Below are 16,751 nucleotides of genomic sequence, written 5' to 3'. Positions count from 1 at the left end.
GTTGCACTACGCCACCCTCCCCGAAAGGACCATCCATGGGCATCTCCCTGGGCATCGTCGGCGCCGGCCAGTTCGCCGGCCACTTCGCCAAACTCTTCAAGCTGCACCCCGAGGTGGAGAACGTGTTCATCACCGACCTGCTGCCCGAGCGCGCGCAGGCCACTACTGAGCGGTACGACCTCACCGGCACCATGGAAAGCTTCGAGGCCATGCTGGCCTCCGACGTGGACGCCGTCGCCATCTTCACCCAGCGCTGGACCCACGGCCCGCTGGTGCTCGCCGCCCTGCGCGCCGGCAAGCACGTGTACTCGGCCGTGCCCATGGCCATCTCCGAGGAGGAGATCGCCGCCATCATCGAGGCCGTCCGCGAGACGAAGCTGACCTACATGATGGGGGAGACCAGCTACTACAACCCGGCCACCGTCTACGCCCGCAAGCAGCAGGCCGAGGGCCGCTTCGGCCGCGTCTTCTACACCGAGGGCGACTACGTCCACGACATGGATCTGGGGTTCTACTCCGCCTACGAGTACAGCGGCGGCGAGGCGTGGAAGAGCACTGCCAGCTACCCTCCCATGCTCTACCCGACCCACTCCGTGGGCGGCGTGCTGGGCGCCATCGATGCGCACGCCGTGAGCGTCAGCTGCATCGGCGTGAAGGACCAGCGCGGCGACGGCGTCTTCGACAAGGACGTCAGCATGTTCGACAACGATTTCTCCAACGCCACGGCGCTGTTTGAAATGAACGACGGCGGCGCCATGCGGATCAACGAGATGCGCCGGGTGGGCTACCCGTCCCACATCCGCGAATCCCGCTTCCGCTTCTTCGGCACCGAGGCCAGCTTTGAGCAGCTCGCCCAGACCGCCGTCTGGCAGGACAAGGAGACAGTTACGGACGTCTCCGAGCTGATCGACACGAAGCCGACGCTGGCCCTGGACGACCCGTCGCTGGCCGATGTCGACCCGTCGCTGCGCGATGCCTTCGTCTCCGGCATGGCCCCGGTCCACGACGGCGCCCGCCTGCCCCGGGAGTTCCTGGGCGCCGGCAACGGCCACGAGGGCAGCCACCACTTCCTGGTGGATGACTTCGTGACGGCCGTGGCCACCGGCTCCATGCCGCCGGTGAATGCCTGGACCGCCGCCCGCTTCACGCTGCCGGGCATCATTGCACACCAGTCGGCACTGCAGCGCGGCGAGCGGTTGGACATCCCGGACCACGGTGACGCGCCGGCCAGCCTCTAAGAGGAGCCTGGGCCCAGCCGTGTCCGGACACCGGCCACGGCTGGGGCCCAGCCCTTCGCTAGCATGGAGCCCATGACCAAAACCCCCGCCACGCGCCCCACGGCAACCCGCGCGGATGTGGCCCGGCACGCCGGGGTGAGCTCCGCCGTCGTCAGCTACGTGGTGAACAACGGGCCCCGCCCGGTGGCACCGGCCACACGGGAGCGTGTCCTGGCGGCCATCGCGGCGCTGGGCTACCGGCCCAATGCCGCAGCGCGGGCGCTGCGGCTGGGGTCCGCGGAGATGATCGGCCTGGTCATCCCCGACAACCGGAATCCCTTCATCAACGAGCTGGCCCATGCCGTGGAGGTCGCGGCCGCCGCCCGGGGCCACGTGATGGTTCTGGCCAACTCGGACGGCTCGGCGGCCATCGAGGAGGCGCAGCTGCGCAACCTTGCCGCGCGGCAGGTGGACGGGCTGCTGCTGATTTCCGTTGGCGCAACGGTGGATCCGGCGGCACTGGCCTCGCTGGAGGTCCCCGTGGTGCTGCTGGACCGCGGGTCCGGGACCGAGGGGTTTGGCTCCGTGGGCACCGATCTGTACGCCGGCGCCGTGGCGGGGGTGGAGCACTTGCTGGGGCATGGACACCAGAACATTGGGCTGGCCATCGGCGTCGCCTCCGACGGCCGGCTGGACGGTCGGGAGCGCGGCTTCCGGGATGCGCTGGCCGCGGCTTCTCTGCCGCCGGGGCCGGTGGTGCGGGCCGCGTTCACGCGCGACGGCGGCTACCGGGCCGGGCGGCAGCTGCTGGCCGGTGGACGGCCGACGGCGGTGTTTGCCAGCTCCGACATGCAGGCGGTGGGCATGCTGCACGCCTTCCACGAGGCGGGGGTGCGCGTTCCGGATGACATCGCCGTTGTCTCCTTTGACGGCTCTCCGGAGGCTGAATTCTGCTGGCCGCCGCTGACCACGCTGGCCCAGCCCGTGGCCGCAATGGCCGAGGCGGCGGTGGATGCCCTGCTGGGTGGACCTTCCGCGGAGCCGCGCCACCATGCCTTCGATGCGCAGCTGGTGATCCGGCGCTCCTGCGGCTGCGCTTAGGAACCCGGGACGTCCACCAGCCGCAGCCGCACATGCTGGCGCAGCACGCGCTGGGCCTCGATGGCCAGCCCGGAATCGGAGATGACCTCGTCCACATCATCCAGCCGGGCAATGGTGCTGATGCCCATGACGCCCCATTTGCTCTCGTCGGCCAGCACCACCACCCGCCGCGAGGCCTCGATCAAGGCCCGGTCCGTGTCGGCCTCCTGCAGGTTGGGCGTGGTGAACCCCGCCACCGCATCCACGCCGTGGACGCCCAGAAACAACAGGTCCATGTGCAGCTGCCGGATGGAGGCGACGGCGATGGTCCCCACCAAGGCATCCGACGGCGTACGCTCGCCGCCGGTGAGGATGACGGTGGTGGCAGCCTTGGCCGCACGGAAGACCTCCGAAATGGGCACCGAGTTGGTGACGACCGTCAGGTCCGGCACGGTGGTGAGGTATTTGGCCAACACCCACGTGGTGGTCCCGGCGCTGAGGCCAATGGCCATGCCGGGCTTGACCATCTTGGCGGCATCGCGGGCGATGGCGTGCTTTTCGCCCTGGCCCTGGGTGGATTTGAGGTCGAACCCTGGCTCGTGGGTGCTGACGCCTGTGTGGATCTTGGCCCCGCCGTGGATCTTTTCGAGCAGGCCGGCATCCTCCAAGGCATCTATGTCCCGCCTGACCGTCATGAGCGAGACGTCGAACATCTTGGCCAGGGCGGCGACGCTGACCACACGCTCACGCTGAACAGCGTCAACAATGGCCGAACGTCTGGTGTCGGCAAGCATTTCTACCTCACTTCGTTGTGGCGGTGGGGTGCGTGTTTTGGCCGGGACGGCCAAAACACGCACCAATAGGCTATGTGGTGCCCAGCCGCGGGGCATCATGCTCCCTGTCCGTGCGGGCTTAGCCTTTGCTGGAGCCCAGGGTCAGTCCGGCCACGAAGTGGCGTTGGAGGGCGATGTACACGATCAGGGTCGGGATGACGGTGATGGTGGCGCCGGCGGCGAGGAGGTTGTAGTTGGAGAGGAAGGTGCCCTGGAGGTTGTTGATGGCGGTGGTGACCGGGAGCCTGTCGCCGGATTGGATGAACAGCAGCGGCCAGAAGTAGTCGTTGTAGATGAAGATGACCTGCAGGGTGGCCATCGCGGCCAGGGCGGGCCGGCACAGGGGCAGGATGATCGACCAGTACTGGCGCCAGAGCCCGGCCCCGTCGACCAGGGCCGCCTCGGTCAGGTCCGGGGAGAGGGCCTTCATGTAGTTGGAGAGCACGAAGGTGCAGAACCCGATCTGGAAGGCGGTGTTGGCCAGGATGACCGAGAGGTAGGTGTTGAGCAGGTTGCCGGAGTCGGAGAACCAGTAGGGGACCTGGAGGAGTTTGAACATTTCAAACAACGGGGTCGCCAGGACCTGCGGGGGCAGCAGGTTGCCGGCGGTGAACATGATCAGCAGGGTGATGTTGAACTTCCAGGACACCCGGCTGACGGCGAAGGCCATCATGGAGGAGAACAGCAGGACCAGGATGATCGTGGGGATGGTGATGATCAGGGAGTTGCCGAAGTAGCGCAGGAACCCGCCCTGGGTCCAGGCGGTGGCGAAGTTGTCGAAGTTGAAGGCCCCGCCGAGGCTGAAGTACCCGTATTTGTCGGTGTCGGCCTTGGGGCGCAGCGCGGTGAACAGGGCCCAGCCCAGGGGCACCATCCACATCACGGCCATGACGGTGAGGAAGATGTGGGTGCCGTAGTGGCGTTTGCCGGCGCCCCTGGTGCCGGGCAGGGCGGTGCGGGGGCGCAGGATCGAGGGTGTGCTGGTCATGATTTGCTTTCCTTCCCAAAGGTGCGGGACAGGTAGATGATGATCGGCACCAGGGAGACCACCAGCAGGATCACGGCGAAGGCGGAGCCGATGCCGATGGACTGGCCCTCTCCGACGAGGTAGGTGATGACCAGGGCGCTGATGAGTTCGAGCCCGTTGGTGCCCTTGTTGATGACCCAGACGACGTCGAAGGCGCGCAGGGACTCGATGATGGTGATGACCACGATCACGATGTTCACCGGCCGCATGGCCGGGAACACGACGCGGAAGAATGTTTGCACGGCGTTGGCGCCGTCCAGGGAGGCGGCCTCGCGCAGGGACCCGTCGACACCCTTCAGCCCGGCCAGGTACAGGATCATGACGTAGCCGGCGTGGCGCCAGGTCGCGGCGATCATGGCGGCCCAGATGTTCACGCTGGGGTCTCCGAACCAGTCCACGGCTTGGGGTGTGCCGGCGGTGCCCAGGACGAAGTTCAGCAGGCCGTTGTCCTTTTGGTAGAACAGCTGCCAGATGATGCCGACCAGGGCCAGGGAGAGCATGACGGGGACGAAGAAGATGCTTTGGTAGATCTTCGAGCCGCGGATGTTCTGGTCCAGCAGCACGGCCAGCAAAAGGCCCAGCGGGGTGGCGACGACGGCCAGAAAGAGCAGCCAGAGGATGTTGTGCTGCACGGCGGGCCAGAACGCGGGGCTGTCGTTGAAGACGTATTGGTAGTTCGCCAGGCCGGCGGCGCGGATGTTCTCCAGCGACAGGCCGTTCCAGCGGGTGAAGGAGAGCAGGATGGAGAGCAGGGTGGGGATCCAGACCAGGACCAGCTGGATCAGGGTGGGGATCCCGACCATGATGCCCAGGACGATCTTGTCCATTCGGGACAGGCGCCGCACTCCGCGGTTCTTGCGCAGTCCGCGCCGGGGTGTGGGGGTCGGGGGTGCCGCGGCCGGGCCGGCCGGGGGCACCTCGGTGGTGGAGCTCATGGGGAGTTCTCCCTCGGGATAGTTCCGTATCAAAACGTGGAAGGCCGCGACGGTGCAGGGCCAGGAAGGTGCTTGATCGAAATGGTGTGGGGCCCGGATGGTGGCCGGGCCCCACACCGTACGGGTGCTACTGGGCGGCGTAGAGCGCCTTGGCCTGTGCTTCGAGGTTCTTGATGTCGATGGTGCCGTCCTTGACGAAGCCCTGCAGGGCCGGGATCATCACGTTCGTGGCCATCGCGGGCAGGGCGTCGCGGTCGAAGAACTGGCTGATGCTCTTGGCGTTGGCGATCACGTCCGCGCACTTCTTGTTCAGCGGGGAGAACTTGGAGGTGTCCGCACCCTTGACGGTGGCAATGTTGGAGGGGTCCACGGCGGCGTAGGCGTCCTGGCCCTCGGCGGAGCCCATGAAGGCCAGGAAGTCGCGGGCGCCCTGGTTGGTGCCGCCCTTTTTGGACAGCAGCAGCCCGTCGATCGGGGCCTCGACGGCGTCCTGGCCCTCGACGGCGATCTCGGGGAACGGGAAGAAGTCGATGTCGGCCAGCACGGCGGGGTCGGTGAACTGCTGGGTGACGAAGGAGCCCAGCAGGTACATGCCGGATTTCTTCGCGCCCAGGGAGATGGCCGCGTCCTGCCAGGTCATGCCCAGGGCGGCGGGGTTCTGGAAGGGCAGCAGCGCCTTCCAGGTGTCAAAGATCGCGGCGACCTTGGGCTGGTCCCAGGATTCCTTGTGGGCGGTGAGGTCCATGTGGAACTGGTAGCCGTTCAGGCGCATGTTGATGTAGTCGAAGGTGCCCATCGCCGGCCAGCCGTCCTTGTCGGCGAACTCGATCGGGACCAGGCCGTCGGACTTCATCTTCGCGGCCAGGGTGGTGAGCGCGTCGAAGGTGGTGGGGACCTGGTAGCCCTTTTCGGCCCACAGGCTCTTGCGGTAGAAGAAGCCCCAGGGGTAGTTGTAGTTGGGGACGAAGTACATCTTCCCGTCGGGGCCGGTGGAGGCCTTCTTCATCGCGGGGGAGAAGTTCCCGCCGATCTTTTCCCAGACGTCATCGATCGGGGCGAGCTGGCCCTGGGCGGCGTAGTACTGCATGCGGTAGCCGGAGAACCAGGTGAACGCGTCGTCGGGGCTGCCCTGGAGGTAGGTGGCGATCTTGTTCTGGAAGTCGTTGTGCGGGACCACGTTGGTGGCCACGGTGATGCCGGACTTTTTGGTGAACGCGTCGGTGACGGCCTTGTAGGCGGCCTTGGGGACGTCGTCGGAGGACCCGGACCCAAAAGTCAGCGACGTTGCGGAACCCGAGCCGGTGCCGGGGCCGCTGCCACCGGTGCAGGCGGTCAGCAGCGGAATGCCAGCCAGCCCAACGGCACCGATGCCGAGGGTCTTGAGCACTGACCGGCGGTCCATTCCGAAGGCAGGCATCGAACCATTGGATGTCATGATTTCTCCCTTGAAAGACATGTTTTGTGAATCAGATCACATACAAACAGCATGATCGGATCAAAAGCGAACGTCAAGACTCAAAAGAAAAACTTTTCAATCACTTTGTAACGATTTGGTGGTCGAAAATGGAAAAGCGCTGGACTCCGGTGTTTCACAATGTGCGAAACCCGAAGTCCGGCGCTTTCCTTTATGTAAATTTGTAAAGAAGTTTTGCAAAGATAAGAAGTGCTACTTCGTGAGCGACTCCGCGAAAGAGTTCTACGGTGCGGGCATTCCGATGCCGTGTCCGGCGCTTAACTACAACTGAGGCGCAGCAACTGCAGGAAATCCAGCGATTTCGAGCAGTTGCTGCGCCTCAGTTGGGGGTTACTTCTTGAGCGACTCTGCGATCTGGTTCATCACCGAGTTGTCGGCCAGGGTGGACGCATCGCCCACCTCGCGGCCCTCGGCAACGTCCTTGAGCAGCCGGCGCATGATCTTGCCCGAGCGGGTCTTGGGCAGCTCCGGCACCACGAGGATGTTCTTCGGCTTGGCGATCGGGCCGATCTCCTTGCCCACGTGGTTGCGCAGGGTGGTGACGATGTCGTCATCGTGCACGGCGGAACCGCGCAGGATCACGAACGCCACCACGGCCTGTCCGGTGGTCTCGTCGGCGGCACCGACGACGGCGGCCTCGGCCACCGAGGGGTGGGACACCAGGGCCGATTCGATCTCCGTGGTGGAGAGGCGGTGGCCGGAGACGTTCATGACGTCATCGACGCGGCCCAGCAGCCAGACGTCGCCGTCCTCGTCCTTCTTGGCGCCGTCGCCCGCGAAGTACATGGTGTCAAAGCGCGACCAGTAGGTGTCCTTGTAGCGCTCCGGGTCGCCCCAGATGCCGCGCAGCATGGCCGGCCAGGGCTCGCGGACCACCAGGTAGCCGCCGTGGCCGTTGGGCACGGACTCGCCGAGCTCGTCCACCACGTCCACGGCGATGCCGGGCAGCGGGGTCTGGGCGGAGCCGGGCTTGGTGGCGGTGACGCCGGGCAGCGGGGCGATCATCTGCGCACCCGTCTCGGTCTGCCACCAGGTGTCCACGATGGGGGCGGGTTCTGCCTTCTTCTCTCCGTTCTTGCCGGCGTTGCCACCGATGACCTCGCGGTACCACATCCAGGCCTCGGGGTTGATGGATTCGCCCACCGAACCCAGCAGGCGGATGGAGGAGAGATCGTACTTCTCGGGGATCTCCCGGCCCCACTTCATGAAGGTGCGGATAGCCGTCGGTGCCGTGTACAGGATGGTGACCTTGTACTTTTCGACGATCTCCCACCAGCGGCCCTGGTGCGGGGAGTCCGGCGTGCCCTCGTACATGACCTGCGTGGCGCCGTTGATCAGCGGTGCGTAGGTGACGTAGGAGTGGCCGGTGACCCAGCCGACGTCGGCGGTGCACCAGTAGACGTCCGTCTCGGGGTGCAGATCGAACACGGCCTTGTGCGTGTACGCGGTCTGGGTCAGGTAGCCGCCGGTGGTGTGCAGGATGCCCTTGGGCTTGCCCGTGGTGCCGGAGGTGTAGAGGATGAACAGCGGGTGCTCGGCCTCGTGTCCGACGGCGGTGTGCTCGGTGGACGCCGTGCCCACGGTGTCCTCCCACCACTTGTCGCGGCCCTCGACCCAGGCGACGTCGGCGCCGTTGCGCTTGACCACGACGACGTTCTCCACGGTGTGGCCGGGGGCGGACAGGGCCTCGTCAACGGCGGGCTTGAGCGCGCTGGGCTTGCCGCGGCGGAAGGTGCCGTCGGCGGTGACCACCAGCTTGGCCTCGGCGTCCTCGATGCGGCTGCGCAGCGCGTCCGCGGAGAAGCCGCCGAAGACGACGGAGTGGATCGCCCCGATGCGGGCGCAGGCCAGCAGGGTGATGACGGCCTCGGGGATCATCGGCAGGTAGACGGCCACGCGGTCGCCCTTGGCTACGCCGAGGGATTCGAAGGCGTTGGCGGCCTTCTTGACCTCGTTGGTCAGCTGCGCGTAGGTGTAGGTGCGCGAATCCCCGGGCTCGCCCTCGAAGTAGATGGCAACCCGATCGCCCAGGCCGTTCTCCACGTGGCGGTCCAGGGCGTTGTAGGCGGCGTTGACCCTGCCGTCGGCAAACCAGGTGGCGAAGGGCGGGTTGGACCAGTCCAGGGTCTGGGTGAAGTCCTTGTCCCAGCTCAGCAGTTCCTTGGCCTTCCGGCCCCAGAACGCGGGGCGGTCCGCCTCGGCGTCGTCATATTCCGAGGCCTTGATGATGGCGTTGGCGGCAAATTCGGCACTCGGCGCAAACCTGCGGTTCTCGTGGAGAAGATTCTCCAATGCATCGCCGTTCTGGTGATCGGCGGCAACAGCCGTGCTGTCCTGCGACATCTCTAACCCCTTCAATAAAGTTCCTGCCGTGCCCGCCTGGGCCGCCGCGCGTCCTCCCTTGCAGGGGAGCCCTGTCCCGGCAAGCGGGGCGGGCGCGGTGGTGGGGGCCTGCGTTCCAGATTTCACTTTATCGCCTGAAAAGGTCCTACGTGTCCACGGTCACATGAAGGACCGGCGAATGGATGCCGATCTGCGCCCAAATGCAGGGCGTGGGTGCGGGGAAAGTGCGGGGTGCGGGGTCCGGTGGGCCCGGAACTGTGGGGTAATTCCCAGCCCGGACGGGGTTTTGAAGTAGTGTTGGCCCTCCGCCTTTACTAGGCTGTAACAGATTCGTGACTTTGACCCGGAGTCCGTTGGCAGTGCGGCCGTGACAGGCGCAGTGGCGGCGGACAACCTCAAACCGAGCGGGTGGCGGCACCATGGGCCGCCCGCCAAGGAGTACTTACATGACGCAGCCGCACACCTCCACCGTCCAGGAGGGAAGCACTCCCTCGGCCACCGCTGGGCACGCCCTGCTGGGCCCGCTGACCGCACGCGACATCACTGTCCTCGGGTCCGTCCTGGTGGTCTTCCTCGGCTCCCTGCTGCCCATCATCGTGGACAGGTACCTGCTGAACCTCTGGAATGCCACGCCGTTGTTCTTCCTGGGCATTGGCGTGCTCCTGCCGCTGCTGGTGGGCTCCCTGTTCCTCTACCGCCGCTACTCTCCGGCGGCCCAGCCGCGCGTCGGCTCGCTGTCCGTTGACCAGTTCGCCTCCGTGGTGGCCGGTTTCGCCACTGCCTACTTCTTCCTGGCTACAGTCACCACCTTCGGCCCCGGTTTCCTGATCGGGCTGGTGGGCTCGCTGGGTCTTCTCGCCGCCACCGTAGGGGCCAGCATCGTCCCCGCGTTCGCCGCGGACTTCACCGGACGCCCCGAGGTGCCGGCCCACCCCATGGCCCGCGACGCCGTTCCCGCCGCTGCAGCCCCCAAGACCGCTGTGGCTGCCGGAGCCTCCGTAAAGGGTGCCGCCGCCCAGAGCACCCAGGGCCAGGCTGCCGCTGGCGCATCCTTTGGCGCCGCTGCCGCTGACCAGGGTGCCCAGGCACCCACGGCCGTTGGTGCCGCAGCCCGGGATGCCTTCGGTGCCTCTGCACCTGCCGCCGCTTGGGTGGATGGCGCCGCCGAGAGCCGCTGGGCGGCTCCGGCAACCTCCTCCGCTCCGGGCACCATGGCGTTCCCCATCACCGGGGCCGCGGGCATGGACGCCGGATCCACGGATGCCCCCGTTGCGGCCGAGCCTGAGGCCGCCGAGCCGCTGGCCGGCGAAACCGGTTCCCCGGCTGGGGAACCTGCCGCTGATGCCGTGGACGACGCCGAGGCCGCCCAGTCCGCAGCGGCAGACGCCGACCCCGCCGCCTCCGGCCCGGCCGCAATTGTCGACGTCGTCGATGCCGATGTTGAGCCGTCCGACGCGGAGCCGGTGTCCGCTGGGACCTCTGCCGCGGGCGCAGCCGCTGGCGAGGCCGGAAACCTCCCAGCCGTGGACGACGCCGCGCCCGCCGAGGAGCCGGCCGCTGAGGAGCCGGCCGCTGAGGAGCCGGCCGCCGTCGAGCCCGTCCAAGCGGCCGAGAGCGTGGAGGCCCCCGCCCCCGTCCACGAAAGCATTGGCGCCACGGTGGACCCGCAGGCCTCGGGCCAGCCGGTCTACGATGCCTTCTGGTTCGCCGTGGACCGTCCCCGCCCCGTCGTCGAGGAGTCCACGGGAGCCTTCCTGTACAACGTGGAGCCGGGCAACTGGGTCCTCGCCCTGGCCGACCGCGGCCACGATTTCCTGGTCCAGAACACCGACGGCCGCGTGGGCGTGCTGCGGGATCTGTCCGGGATCGAGCGGGCACCCGAGGGCGAGTAGTCCTTGGCCACCACCCGGGGCGGCATGGGCGCCAGCGAATCGATGCTGGCGCTCAAACGCCGTGCCCGCAGGATCAACCGCGAGCTCGCTGAGCTGTATCCGTACGCGCACGCGGAGTTGGATTTCCTCAATCCCTTTGAGCTCCTGGTGGCCACGGTGCTGTCCGCCCAGACCACCGATGTACGCGTCAACGCCACCACGCCGGAGCTCTTTGCGCGCTACCCGGATCCGCGTGCCATGGCCGAGGCCAACTCCGCGGAGCTGGAGACCATCATCAAGCCCACCGGCTTCTTCCGCGCCAAGGCGGCCAATCTGCTGGCGCTGTCCACTCGGCTCGTCGATGAGTACGACGGCGAGGTCCCGGGCACACTGAAGGAGCTGGTGACGCTCCCGGGTGTGGGGCGCAAGACGGCGAATGTGGTGCTGGGCAATGCCTTTGGCGTTCCCGGGATCACCGTTGACACGCACTTTCTGCGCCTGGCCCGCCGCTTCGGCTGGACGGCCTCGGAGGACCCGGTCCGGGTTGAGTCGGACGTGGCGGAGCTGTTCGAGCCGCGGGACTGGACGATGCTCTCGCACAGGGTGGTGTTCCATGGGCGGCGGATCTGCCATGCCCGCAAGCCCGCCTGCGGAGCCTGCCCGATCGCCCACCTGTGCCCGGCCTTCGGTGACGGCGAAACGGACCCGGCCAAGGCCGCCAAGCTGCTCAAATACGAGCTGGCACCCGGCAACGAGGAACTGCTGGCCCGCATGCTGGCCGATACGTCCCGGGCGGCCGAATACCGCCAGGACTCCCAGCGTGCGGCCTTGGCCTCAACGGCGCAGGCCCAGCCGGCCCAGCCGCAGCGGGGGCCGGCATGACCGCCTACGCGGATCTGGTGGAGCTGGCCCGCCGCGCCACGGCGGGAGAAGTCTCCCTGGCCCGCGACGACAGGTGGAATGTCGCCATCGACCCGGCCGTGGCACGCAAGGCCGCCGTGCTGTTGCTCTTTGGCGTGCTGGATTCGGTGCCCGCGCGCTCGGACAAGCCGCTGGCCCCGGCTGATCTGGACGTGCTGCTGGTTGAACGTGCCGCCACTCTGACAGACCACCCGGGCCAAGTGGCCTTTCCCGGCGGCGGCGTCGACCCGGAGGATGCATCGGTGGACGCCACGGCTCTGCGGGAGGCCCGGGAAGAGACGGGGCTTGACCCCGCCGGGGTCCAGATTCTGGGCCGGATGCCCGAGGTATCGCTGCCGGTGAGCAACTTCGAGGTGACGCCCGTGCTCGCTTGGTGGGCATCGCCGTCGCCCGTCGATGTGGTGGACTATGGCGAATCCGCCCAGGTGTTCAGGGTTCCAGTGCGCGACCTCCTTGACCCCGACAACCGCTATACGGCCACGTTGACCCGGGGCGGGCAGACCTACGCCAGCCCTGCCTTCCTGGTCAACGGCGTGCTGGTCTGGGGCTTTACGGCAGGCATCCTGAACCGGGTGTTCGACCACCTGGGCTGGTCCGTTCCGTGGGACAGCCGCCGGGAGATCCCCGCACCGCTGTAGGCTCCTTGGCCCGCGCGGACGGGTGTCCACGCCGTCGGGCTATTTGGCCTCCGCGTAGGTGTCGGCAGCGACAGCCGTGACGGGGAACTGGATGGGGATGTCCCCGTAGATCAGCCTGGCGGCGGCAGCGGCGGATTGATGCATCATGTCCGTCACCGCCGCCACCTGTTCCTCGGGGCAGTGGACCATCACTTCATCGTGCAGGAAGAACACCATCTGCGGCACCGGGGCACCCGCCGGCGCTGCGGCGGCCAAGGTGCGCAGCCGGCGCCGGAGGTCGGCCAGCCAGCACAGCGCCCATTCGGCCGCCGACCCCTGGACCACGAAGTTCCGCGTAAACCGCCCCCGCGAGCGGGCCGCCGAATCCGCGCGCCGCTGCTCCTCGGCGCTGGTGGTCTGCTGCAGGGCCAGCCACTCCTTCGACGGCGGCGGCGTGCCCCTGCCCAGATACGTCCCCACCCGTTCGCCGCGCTCGCCGGCCCGCGCCCCTGCCTCCACCAGGCCGACGGCCTTCGGGTAGGTGCGCGTCAGCTGCGGCATCAGCCGCCCGGACTCGCCGGTGGTGGCGCCGTACATGGCCCCAAGGAGGGCGATCTTGGCCTTGTCGCGCTCGCCGCCGAAGCCCTGCGCGGCGATGCCGGCGTAGAGGTCTTTGCCCCGGGCCGCCTCGGCCATCTTGGCGTCCTGCGACAGGGCGATGAGCACCCGCGGCTCCAATTGGGCCGCGTCGGCCACGATCAATTTGAAGCCCGGGTCGGCATGGGCGGCGCCGCGGATCTGCTTGGGGATCTGCAGCGCTCCGCCGCCGTGCGAGGACCAGCGGCCCGTCACCACGCCGCCCACCACGTATTCGGGGCGGAAACGCCCGTCGTGGATCCACTGCTCCAGCCATGCCCAGCCATTGGCGGTGAACAGCCGGCTGAGCTTCTTGTAGGCAAGCAGCGGCCCGATCGCGGGGTGGTTGATTTCCATCAGTTCCCAGGAGCGGGTGGACTTCGCGTCAATGCCGGCCCGGTGCAGAGCCCGCATGAGCTCCTGGGGCGAATCGGGGTTCAAAGTGGGGGCGCCCAACAGCGTGCGCAGTTCCTCGACGATGGCTTCCATCCGCTCCGGCCGGGCAAACTCCGCCGGCTGCGCCCCCAGACGGTCGGACAGGATGCGCCGGTGCAGGTCCTCGCGCCAGGGCACGCCGGCCCGGGTCATCTCCGCGGCCACCAGGGCGCCGGCGGATTCGGCGGCCAGCAGCAGGGCCAGCCGGCGCGGCTCGGTGGATGTTTTCACGCTCTCCAGCTGCTCGCGCAGCTCCCGGGCCAGCTCGGCCGGGGTGGGGCCGCTGTGCACCACCGGGGCATCGAAGAGGCTGTCCTGGCCGGTGTCGCGGGCCTCGGGTTCCGGGCCGAGGTCCATGGGGACGTAGCTGTGGCTCCGCGGGTAGCCGCCGGCCTGGGTGAAGGGCGAAAAGACCAGGATGTTCTGGCACAGGGCCAGATCGTGGCAGCGTTCCACCGACGTGCCGGCGCGCAGCAGCTGGGGGTACCAGCGCTGGGCCTGGCCCCACACCCAGCGGGGGGAGTCTTGCTCCGCCTCGCGGACGGCGGCGGGCAGGTGGGCCAGCGGCACCGTCCGGGCCGGGCCGGATTCGGCGCCCGCGGCATCCAGGGGCTGGAGCACGACGGCGGGGCCCTCGAGACCCGTGCCGGTTGTGCCGTTGGAGACTGTGCCGTGGGGGGCTGTGCCATCGGAGCCGGGGGGCGGAGCGGTGGCCAGCAGCATGTACATGGCTACATTGTCCCCCGGGGCACCGACACGAATGTGCGCGCAGGCCGCCCCCAGCCCTGCACAGGCCCCACCGCCAGCCCCGCTGGCCCCGCATCGGTCTGCGGGGGTGGCCGCGCCGGCCTGCCGCGGGCACGCTGGGTGGATGCCAACGCCATCGACCACCCGCAGGCCCCGGGCCAGGGCGGCACCGCCGCCGTGGACCCCCGCCGGAACCGCCACCGTAGTGCTCATCACCGGCTCGGCCGAGCTGGCCGGCGAGGTGGCGCGCGTGGGCGCGGCAGCCGCCGTCGAGCTTGTCATTGCGGAGTCGCTGGAGGACGCGGGCGCGGACCTGGAGCAGGCGGCGGCGGTCCTGCTGGGCTCCGACTCCGCGGGCGCGGTGCGGGCCGGAACACTTCCGACGGTCATGGTGGGGCTCTCCGGCGATGGGTCGCTGTGGGAGCATGCCTCCGCGGCGGGCGTCGACAGGGTGGCCGTGCTGCCGCAGGGAGCCGAATGGCTGGCCGAATTCCTGGGCTCCCTGCGCGACGCCTCGGCCGCCGGCTCCGTTCTCGGTGTGGTGGGCGGCTGCGGGGGCGCCGGGGCATCGACCCTGGCCGCCCTGCTGGCACTGGGAGCCGCCGCCGCGGGGGTCAGCACGCTGCTGGTGGATGCCGACGAGTGGGGCGGCGGGCTCGATATTGCCCTGGCCGCGGAGGAGGCGCCCGGGCTGCGGTGGCCGGATCTGCTCAATGCCACCGGCACCATCAACCCCGGCCAGCTGGCGGCGGCGCTGCCCACCGTGGCGGGTGTCTCGCTGCTGTCCTGGGGGCCGCATGCGGCGGATCCGGCGCTGTCGGCCCGGATCGGCGACACCGGGGCGGAGGTCATCCGGGCGGCCCGCCGCGGCTACCTGCTCACAGTGGTGGACGTCGGGCGCTCGCCCGGGTCCCTGGCGATGCTGGGACGCCAGTGCGACCAGTTCCTGCTGGTCACGCCCGCCCAGCTGCGCCCGGCCGTGGCCAGTGCCCGGCTGCTGGCCGAGCTGCCGCCGGTGCCTGTGAGGCTGGTGGTCCGGGGCCGGCTGCGGGATGGACTGGATGCCGAGCTGGTGGCGGCATCGATCGGGGCGCCGGTTGCCGGCGTTCTGCCCGAACTGCGGGGCCTGGCCCAGTCTGCGGAGAACGGGCGTCTGGCGCAGGCCGCCTCCGGCCGCGCGGTGCGCAGGCTGACGGCGACGCTGTTCCGCGGACTGTCCAGTGCCCAGGGGTGGCGGTGACGAGGCGCCTGCCAGTCCCTGCCGAGGCGGTGGACGAGGATCTGTTGGACACTGTGCGGCAGTCCGTGCTGGCGCAGAACGGGCCCGTAACGGCCCTTCGCGTGGCCACTGCGGTGCGCGACAGTGGGCGGCTGCTGGGCGCCGCCGGTTCCCTGGCCGCCGTCGAACGCATCAGCGCCGAGCTCAACGGCTTGGGCCCCTTGCAGCCGCTGTTGAAGGATCCGCACGTCACGGACATCTTCGTCAATGCGCCGGACTCCGTCTGGCTGGACCGGGGCGGCGGGCCGGAACCGGCCGGTGTTGCCTTCGCCGGGGAGCCGGCCCTGAGGGCGCTCGCCGTGAGGCTGATTGCCGCCGGCGGCCGGCGGTTGGATGACAGCTCACCCTGTGCAGACGTCAAGCTCGACGGCGGCTTCCGCGTCCACGCGGTGCTCCCACCGGTTTCCGCCGCGGGCACCTTGCTGTCCATCCGCGTTCGCAACCAGCGGCCCTTCACCCTGGCCGGACTGGTGTCCAGCGGCTTCGTCCATCCGCAGCTGGCGCCGGTGTTGGAGGCGCTGGTGGCGGCCCGGCTCAGCTTCCTCATCAGTGGAGCCACCGGATCGGGCAAGACCACGCTGCTGGCCACCCTGTTGGGGCTGTGTGGACCGTCGGAGCGGCTGGTGCTCATCGAGGACGCCGCCGAGTTGGAGCCGGACCACCCCCACGTCCTGACGCTGGAGACCCGGCATGCCAATGCAGAGGGGACGGGGCGGATCGACCTGGCCGAGCTCGTGCGCCAGGCCCTGCGGATGAATCCGAGCCGGCTGGTGGTGGGCGAATGCCGCGGCGCGGAGGTGCGGGAGCTGTTGGCGGCCTTGAACACCGGCCACAGCGGTGCCGGGTCCACGATGCATGCCAACAGCGCCGCCGATGTCCCCGCCCGGTTGGCGGCCCTTGGTGTGCTGGCCGGGCTGGACAGTGCAGCCATCGCCCTGCAGGCGGCCAGCGCCGTCGACGTGGTGCTGCATGTGGAGCGCGGGCCCGCAGGGCGGCGGCTGGCTCAGCTGGCGGTGGTGGCACTGTCCGGAACCGCTCTGGAAGTGGTGCCGGCGCTGTCCTTGGAGGAAGCGGTTCCAGATGCCGGACGGATTGTCCGCGGGCCGGGGTGGGAGGCCCTGCAGCGCGGGCTTGGTGCGGCCGCCATCCTTGGTGGCGGCGGGGCCGAGGGCGGTCCGGTGTGACGGCGGCGCTCCTCTTCGTGCTGTTGGCGGCCGCTGCGCTGCTGGCCTCTGGCACCGCCGCCCGGTGGCCGCGGAATCCACGGCGGCCCAGAAGAACGGCCCGGGGACCGAGGTGGCCGGGCCGGCCCCCATCCGGGCAGAGCGCAGAGGTG

At 68.9% G+C, this 16,751-nt stretch carries 13 protein-coding genes; 7 read left to right on the top strand and 6 right to left on the bottom strand.

What is annotated here, in order from left to right; genetic code table 11:
• Nucleotides 1-35 precede the first annotated feature (35 nt).
• Nucleotides 36-1,238 carry a Gfo/Idh/MocA family protein gene (locus K254_RS0114800; RefSeq protein ID WP_026556030.1) on the top strand — a complete coding sequence of 401 codons (1,203 nt, stop codon included), beginning with the start codon at nt 36-38 and terminating at the stop codon, nt 1,236-1,238.
• Nucleotides 1,239-1,301: 63 nt separating this feature from the next.
• The gene (locus K254_RS0114795) at nt 1,302-2,318 is read left to right on the top strand and encodes a LacI family DNA-binding transcriptional regulator (protein WP_442853058.1); all 1,017 of its coding nucleotides are present in this window, start codon (nt 1,302-1,304) and stop codon (nt 2,316-2,318) included.
• Here the strand turns inward: K254_RS0114795 and K254_RS0114790 are convergent.
• From K254_RS0114790 to acs, 5 genes are all read right to left on the bottom strand, one after another.
• Nucleotides 2,315-3,091 (bottom strand): DeoR/GlpR family DNA-binding transcription regulator, encoded by a 777-nt coding sequence (locus K254_RS0114790; protein ID WP_026556028.1) that lies wholly within the window; start codon nt 3,089-3,091, stop codon nt 2,315-2,317. The two genes, K254_RS0114795 and K254_RS0114790, sit on opposite strands and share 4 nt — an antisense overlap.
• A gap of 118 nt (nt 3,092-3,209) precedes the next feature.
• Nucleotides 3,210-4,118 (bottom strand): carbohydrate ABC transporter permease, encoded by a 909-nt coding sequence (locus K254_RS0114785; RefSeq protein ID WP_026556027.1) that lies wholly within the window; start codon nt 4,116-4,118, stop codon nt 3,210-3,212.
• Nucleotides 4,115-5,092, bottom strand: a complete 978-nt coding sequence (locus K254_RS0114780; protein WP_026556026.1) for a carbohydrate ABC transporter permease — start codon at nt 5,090-5,092, stop codon at nt 4,115-4,117. Before K254_RS0114780 ends, K254_RS0114785 begins: the two co-directional genes overlap by 4 nt.
• A gap of 127 nt (nt 5,093-5,219) precedes the next feature.
• Nucleotides 5,220-6,527, bottom strand: coding sequence for an ABC transporter substrate-binding protein (locus K254_RS0114775; protein WP_026556025.1), 1,308 nt, complete (start codon nt 6,525-6,527; stop codon nt 5,220-5,222).
• 369 nt (nt 6,528-6,896) lie between these two features.
• Complete coding sequence (acs, locus tag K254_RS0114770) at nt 6,897-8,909, bottom strand: acetate--CoA ligase (protein ID WP_026556024.1); 2,013 nt, start codon at nt 8,907-8,909, stop codon at nt 6,897-6,899.
• 446 nt (nt 8,910-9,355) lie between these two features.
• Between acs and K254_RS23420 the strand changes: the two genes are divergently transcribed.
• Genes K254_RS23420 through K254_RS0114755 form a run of 3 tightly spaced genes read left to right on the top strand, consistent with a single transcriptional unit; the run spans nt 9,356 to nt 12,339 of the window.
• Nucleotides 9,356-10,801, top strand: coding sequence for a hypothetical protein (locus K254_RS23420; protein WP_051389253.1), 1,446 nt, complete (start codon nt 9,356-9,358; stop codon nt 10,799-10,801).
• 24 nt (nt 10,802-10,825) lie between these two features.
• Nucleotides 10,826-11,662: an endonuclease III gene (nth, locus tag K254_RS23415; RefSeq protein ID WP_051389482.1), complete on the top strand. Its 837-nt coding sequence runs from the start codon at nt 10,826-10,828 to the stop codon at nt 11,660-11,662.
• Nucleotides 11,659-12,339: an NUDIX hydrolase gene (locus K254_RS0114755; RefSeq protein ID WP_026556023.1), complete on the top strand. Its 681-nt coding sequence runs from the start codon at nt 11,659-11,661 to the stop codon at nt 12,337-12,339. The genes nth and K254_RS0114755 overlap by 4 nt, the downstream gene beginning before the upstream one ends.
• A 39-nt stretch (nt 12,340-12,378) precedes the next feature.
• Here K254_RS0114755 and K254_RS0114750 read toward each other — a convergent pair whose 3' ends face one another.
• Nucleotides 12,379-14,118 carry a bifunctional 3'-5' exonuclease/DNA polymerase gene (locus tag K254_RS0114750; protein ID WP_026556022.1) on the bottom strand — a complete coding sequence of 580 codons (1,740 nt, stop codon included), beginning with the start codon at nt 14,116-14,118 and terminating at the stop codon, nt 12,379-12,381.
• Between the two features lie 142 nt (nt 14,119-14,260).
• On the opposite strand from K254_RS0114750, the gene ssd reads away from it, so the two are divergent.
• Nucleotides 14,261-15,376, top strand: a complete 1,116-nt coding sequence (gene ssd, locus K254_RS25980; protein WP_196810973.1) for a septum site-determining protein Ssd — start codon at nt 14,261-14,263, stop codon at nt 15,374-15,376.
• On the top strand, nt 15,373-16,599 hold the full coding sequence (locus tag K254_RS25975; RefSeq protein WP_051389251.1) for a TadA family conjugal transfer-associated ATPase: 1,227 nt from the start codon (nt 15,373-15,375) through the stop codon (nt 16,597-16,599). Before ssd ends, K254_RS25975 begins: the two co-directional genes overlap by 4 nt.
• Nucleotides 16,600-16,751 lie beyond the last annotated feature (152 nt).

Origin of the sequence: Arthrobacter sp. 35W, assembly GCF_000482545.1 — a bacterium.
In the GTDB taxonomy this organism is placed as follows: Bacteria; Actinomycetota; Actinomycetes; order Actinomycetales; family Micrococcaceae; genus Specibacter.
This window is presented reverse-complemented; position numbering and strand designations above follow the sequence as displayed.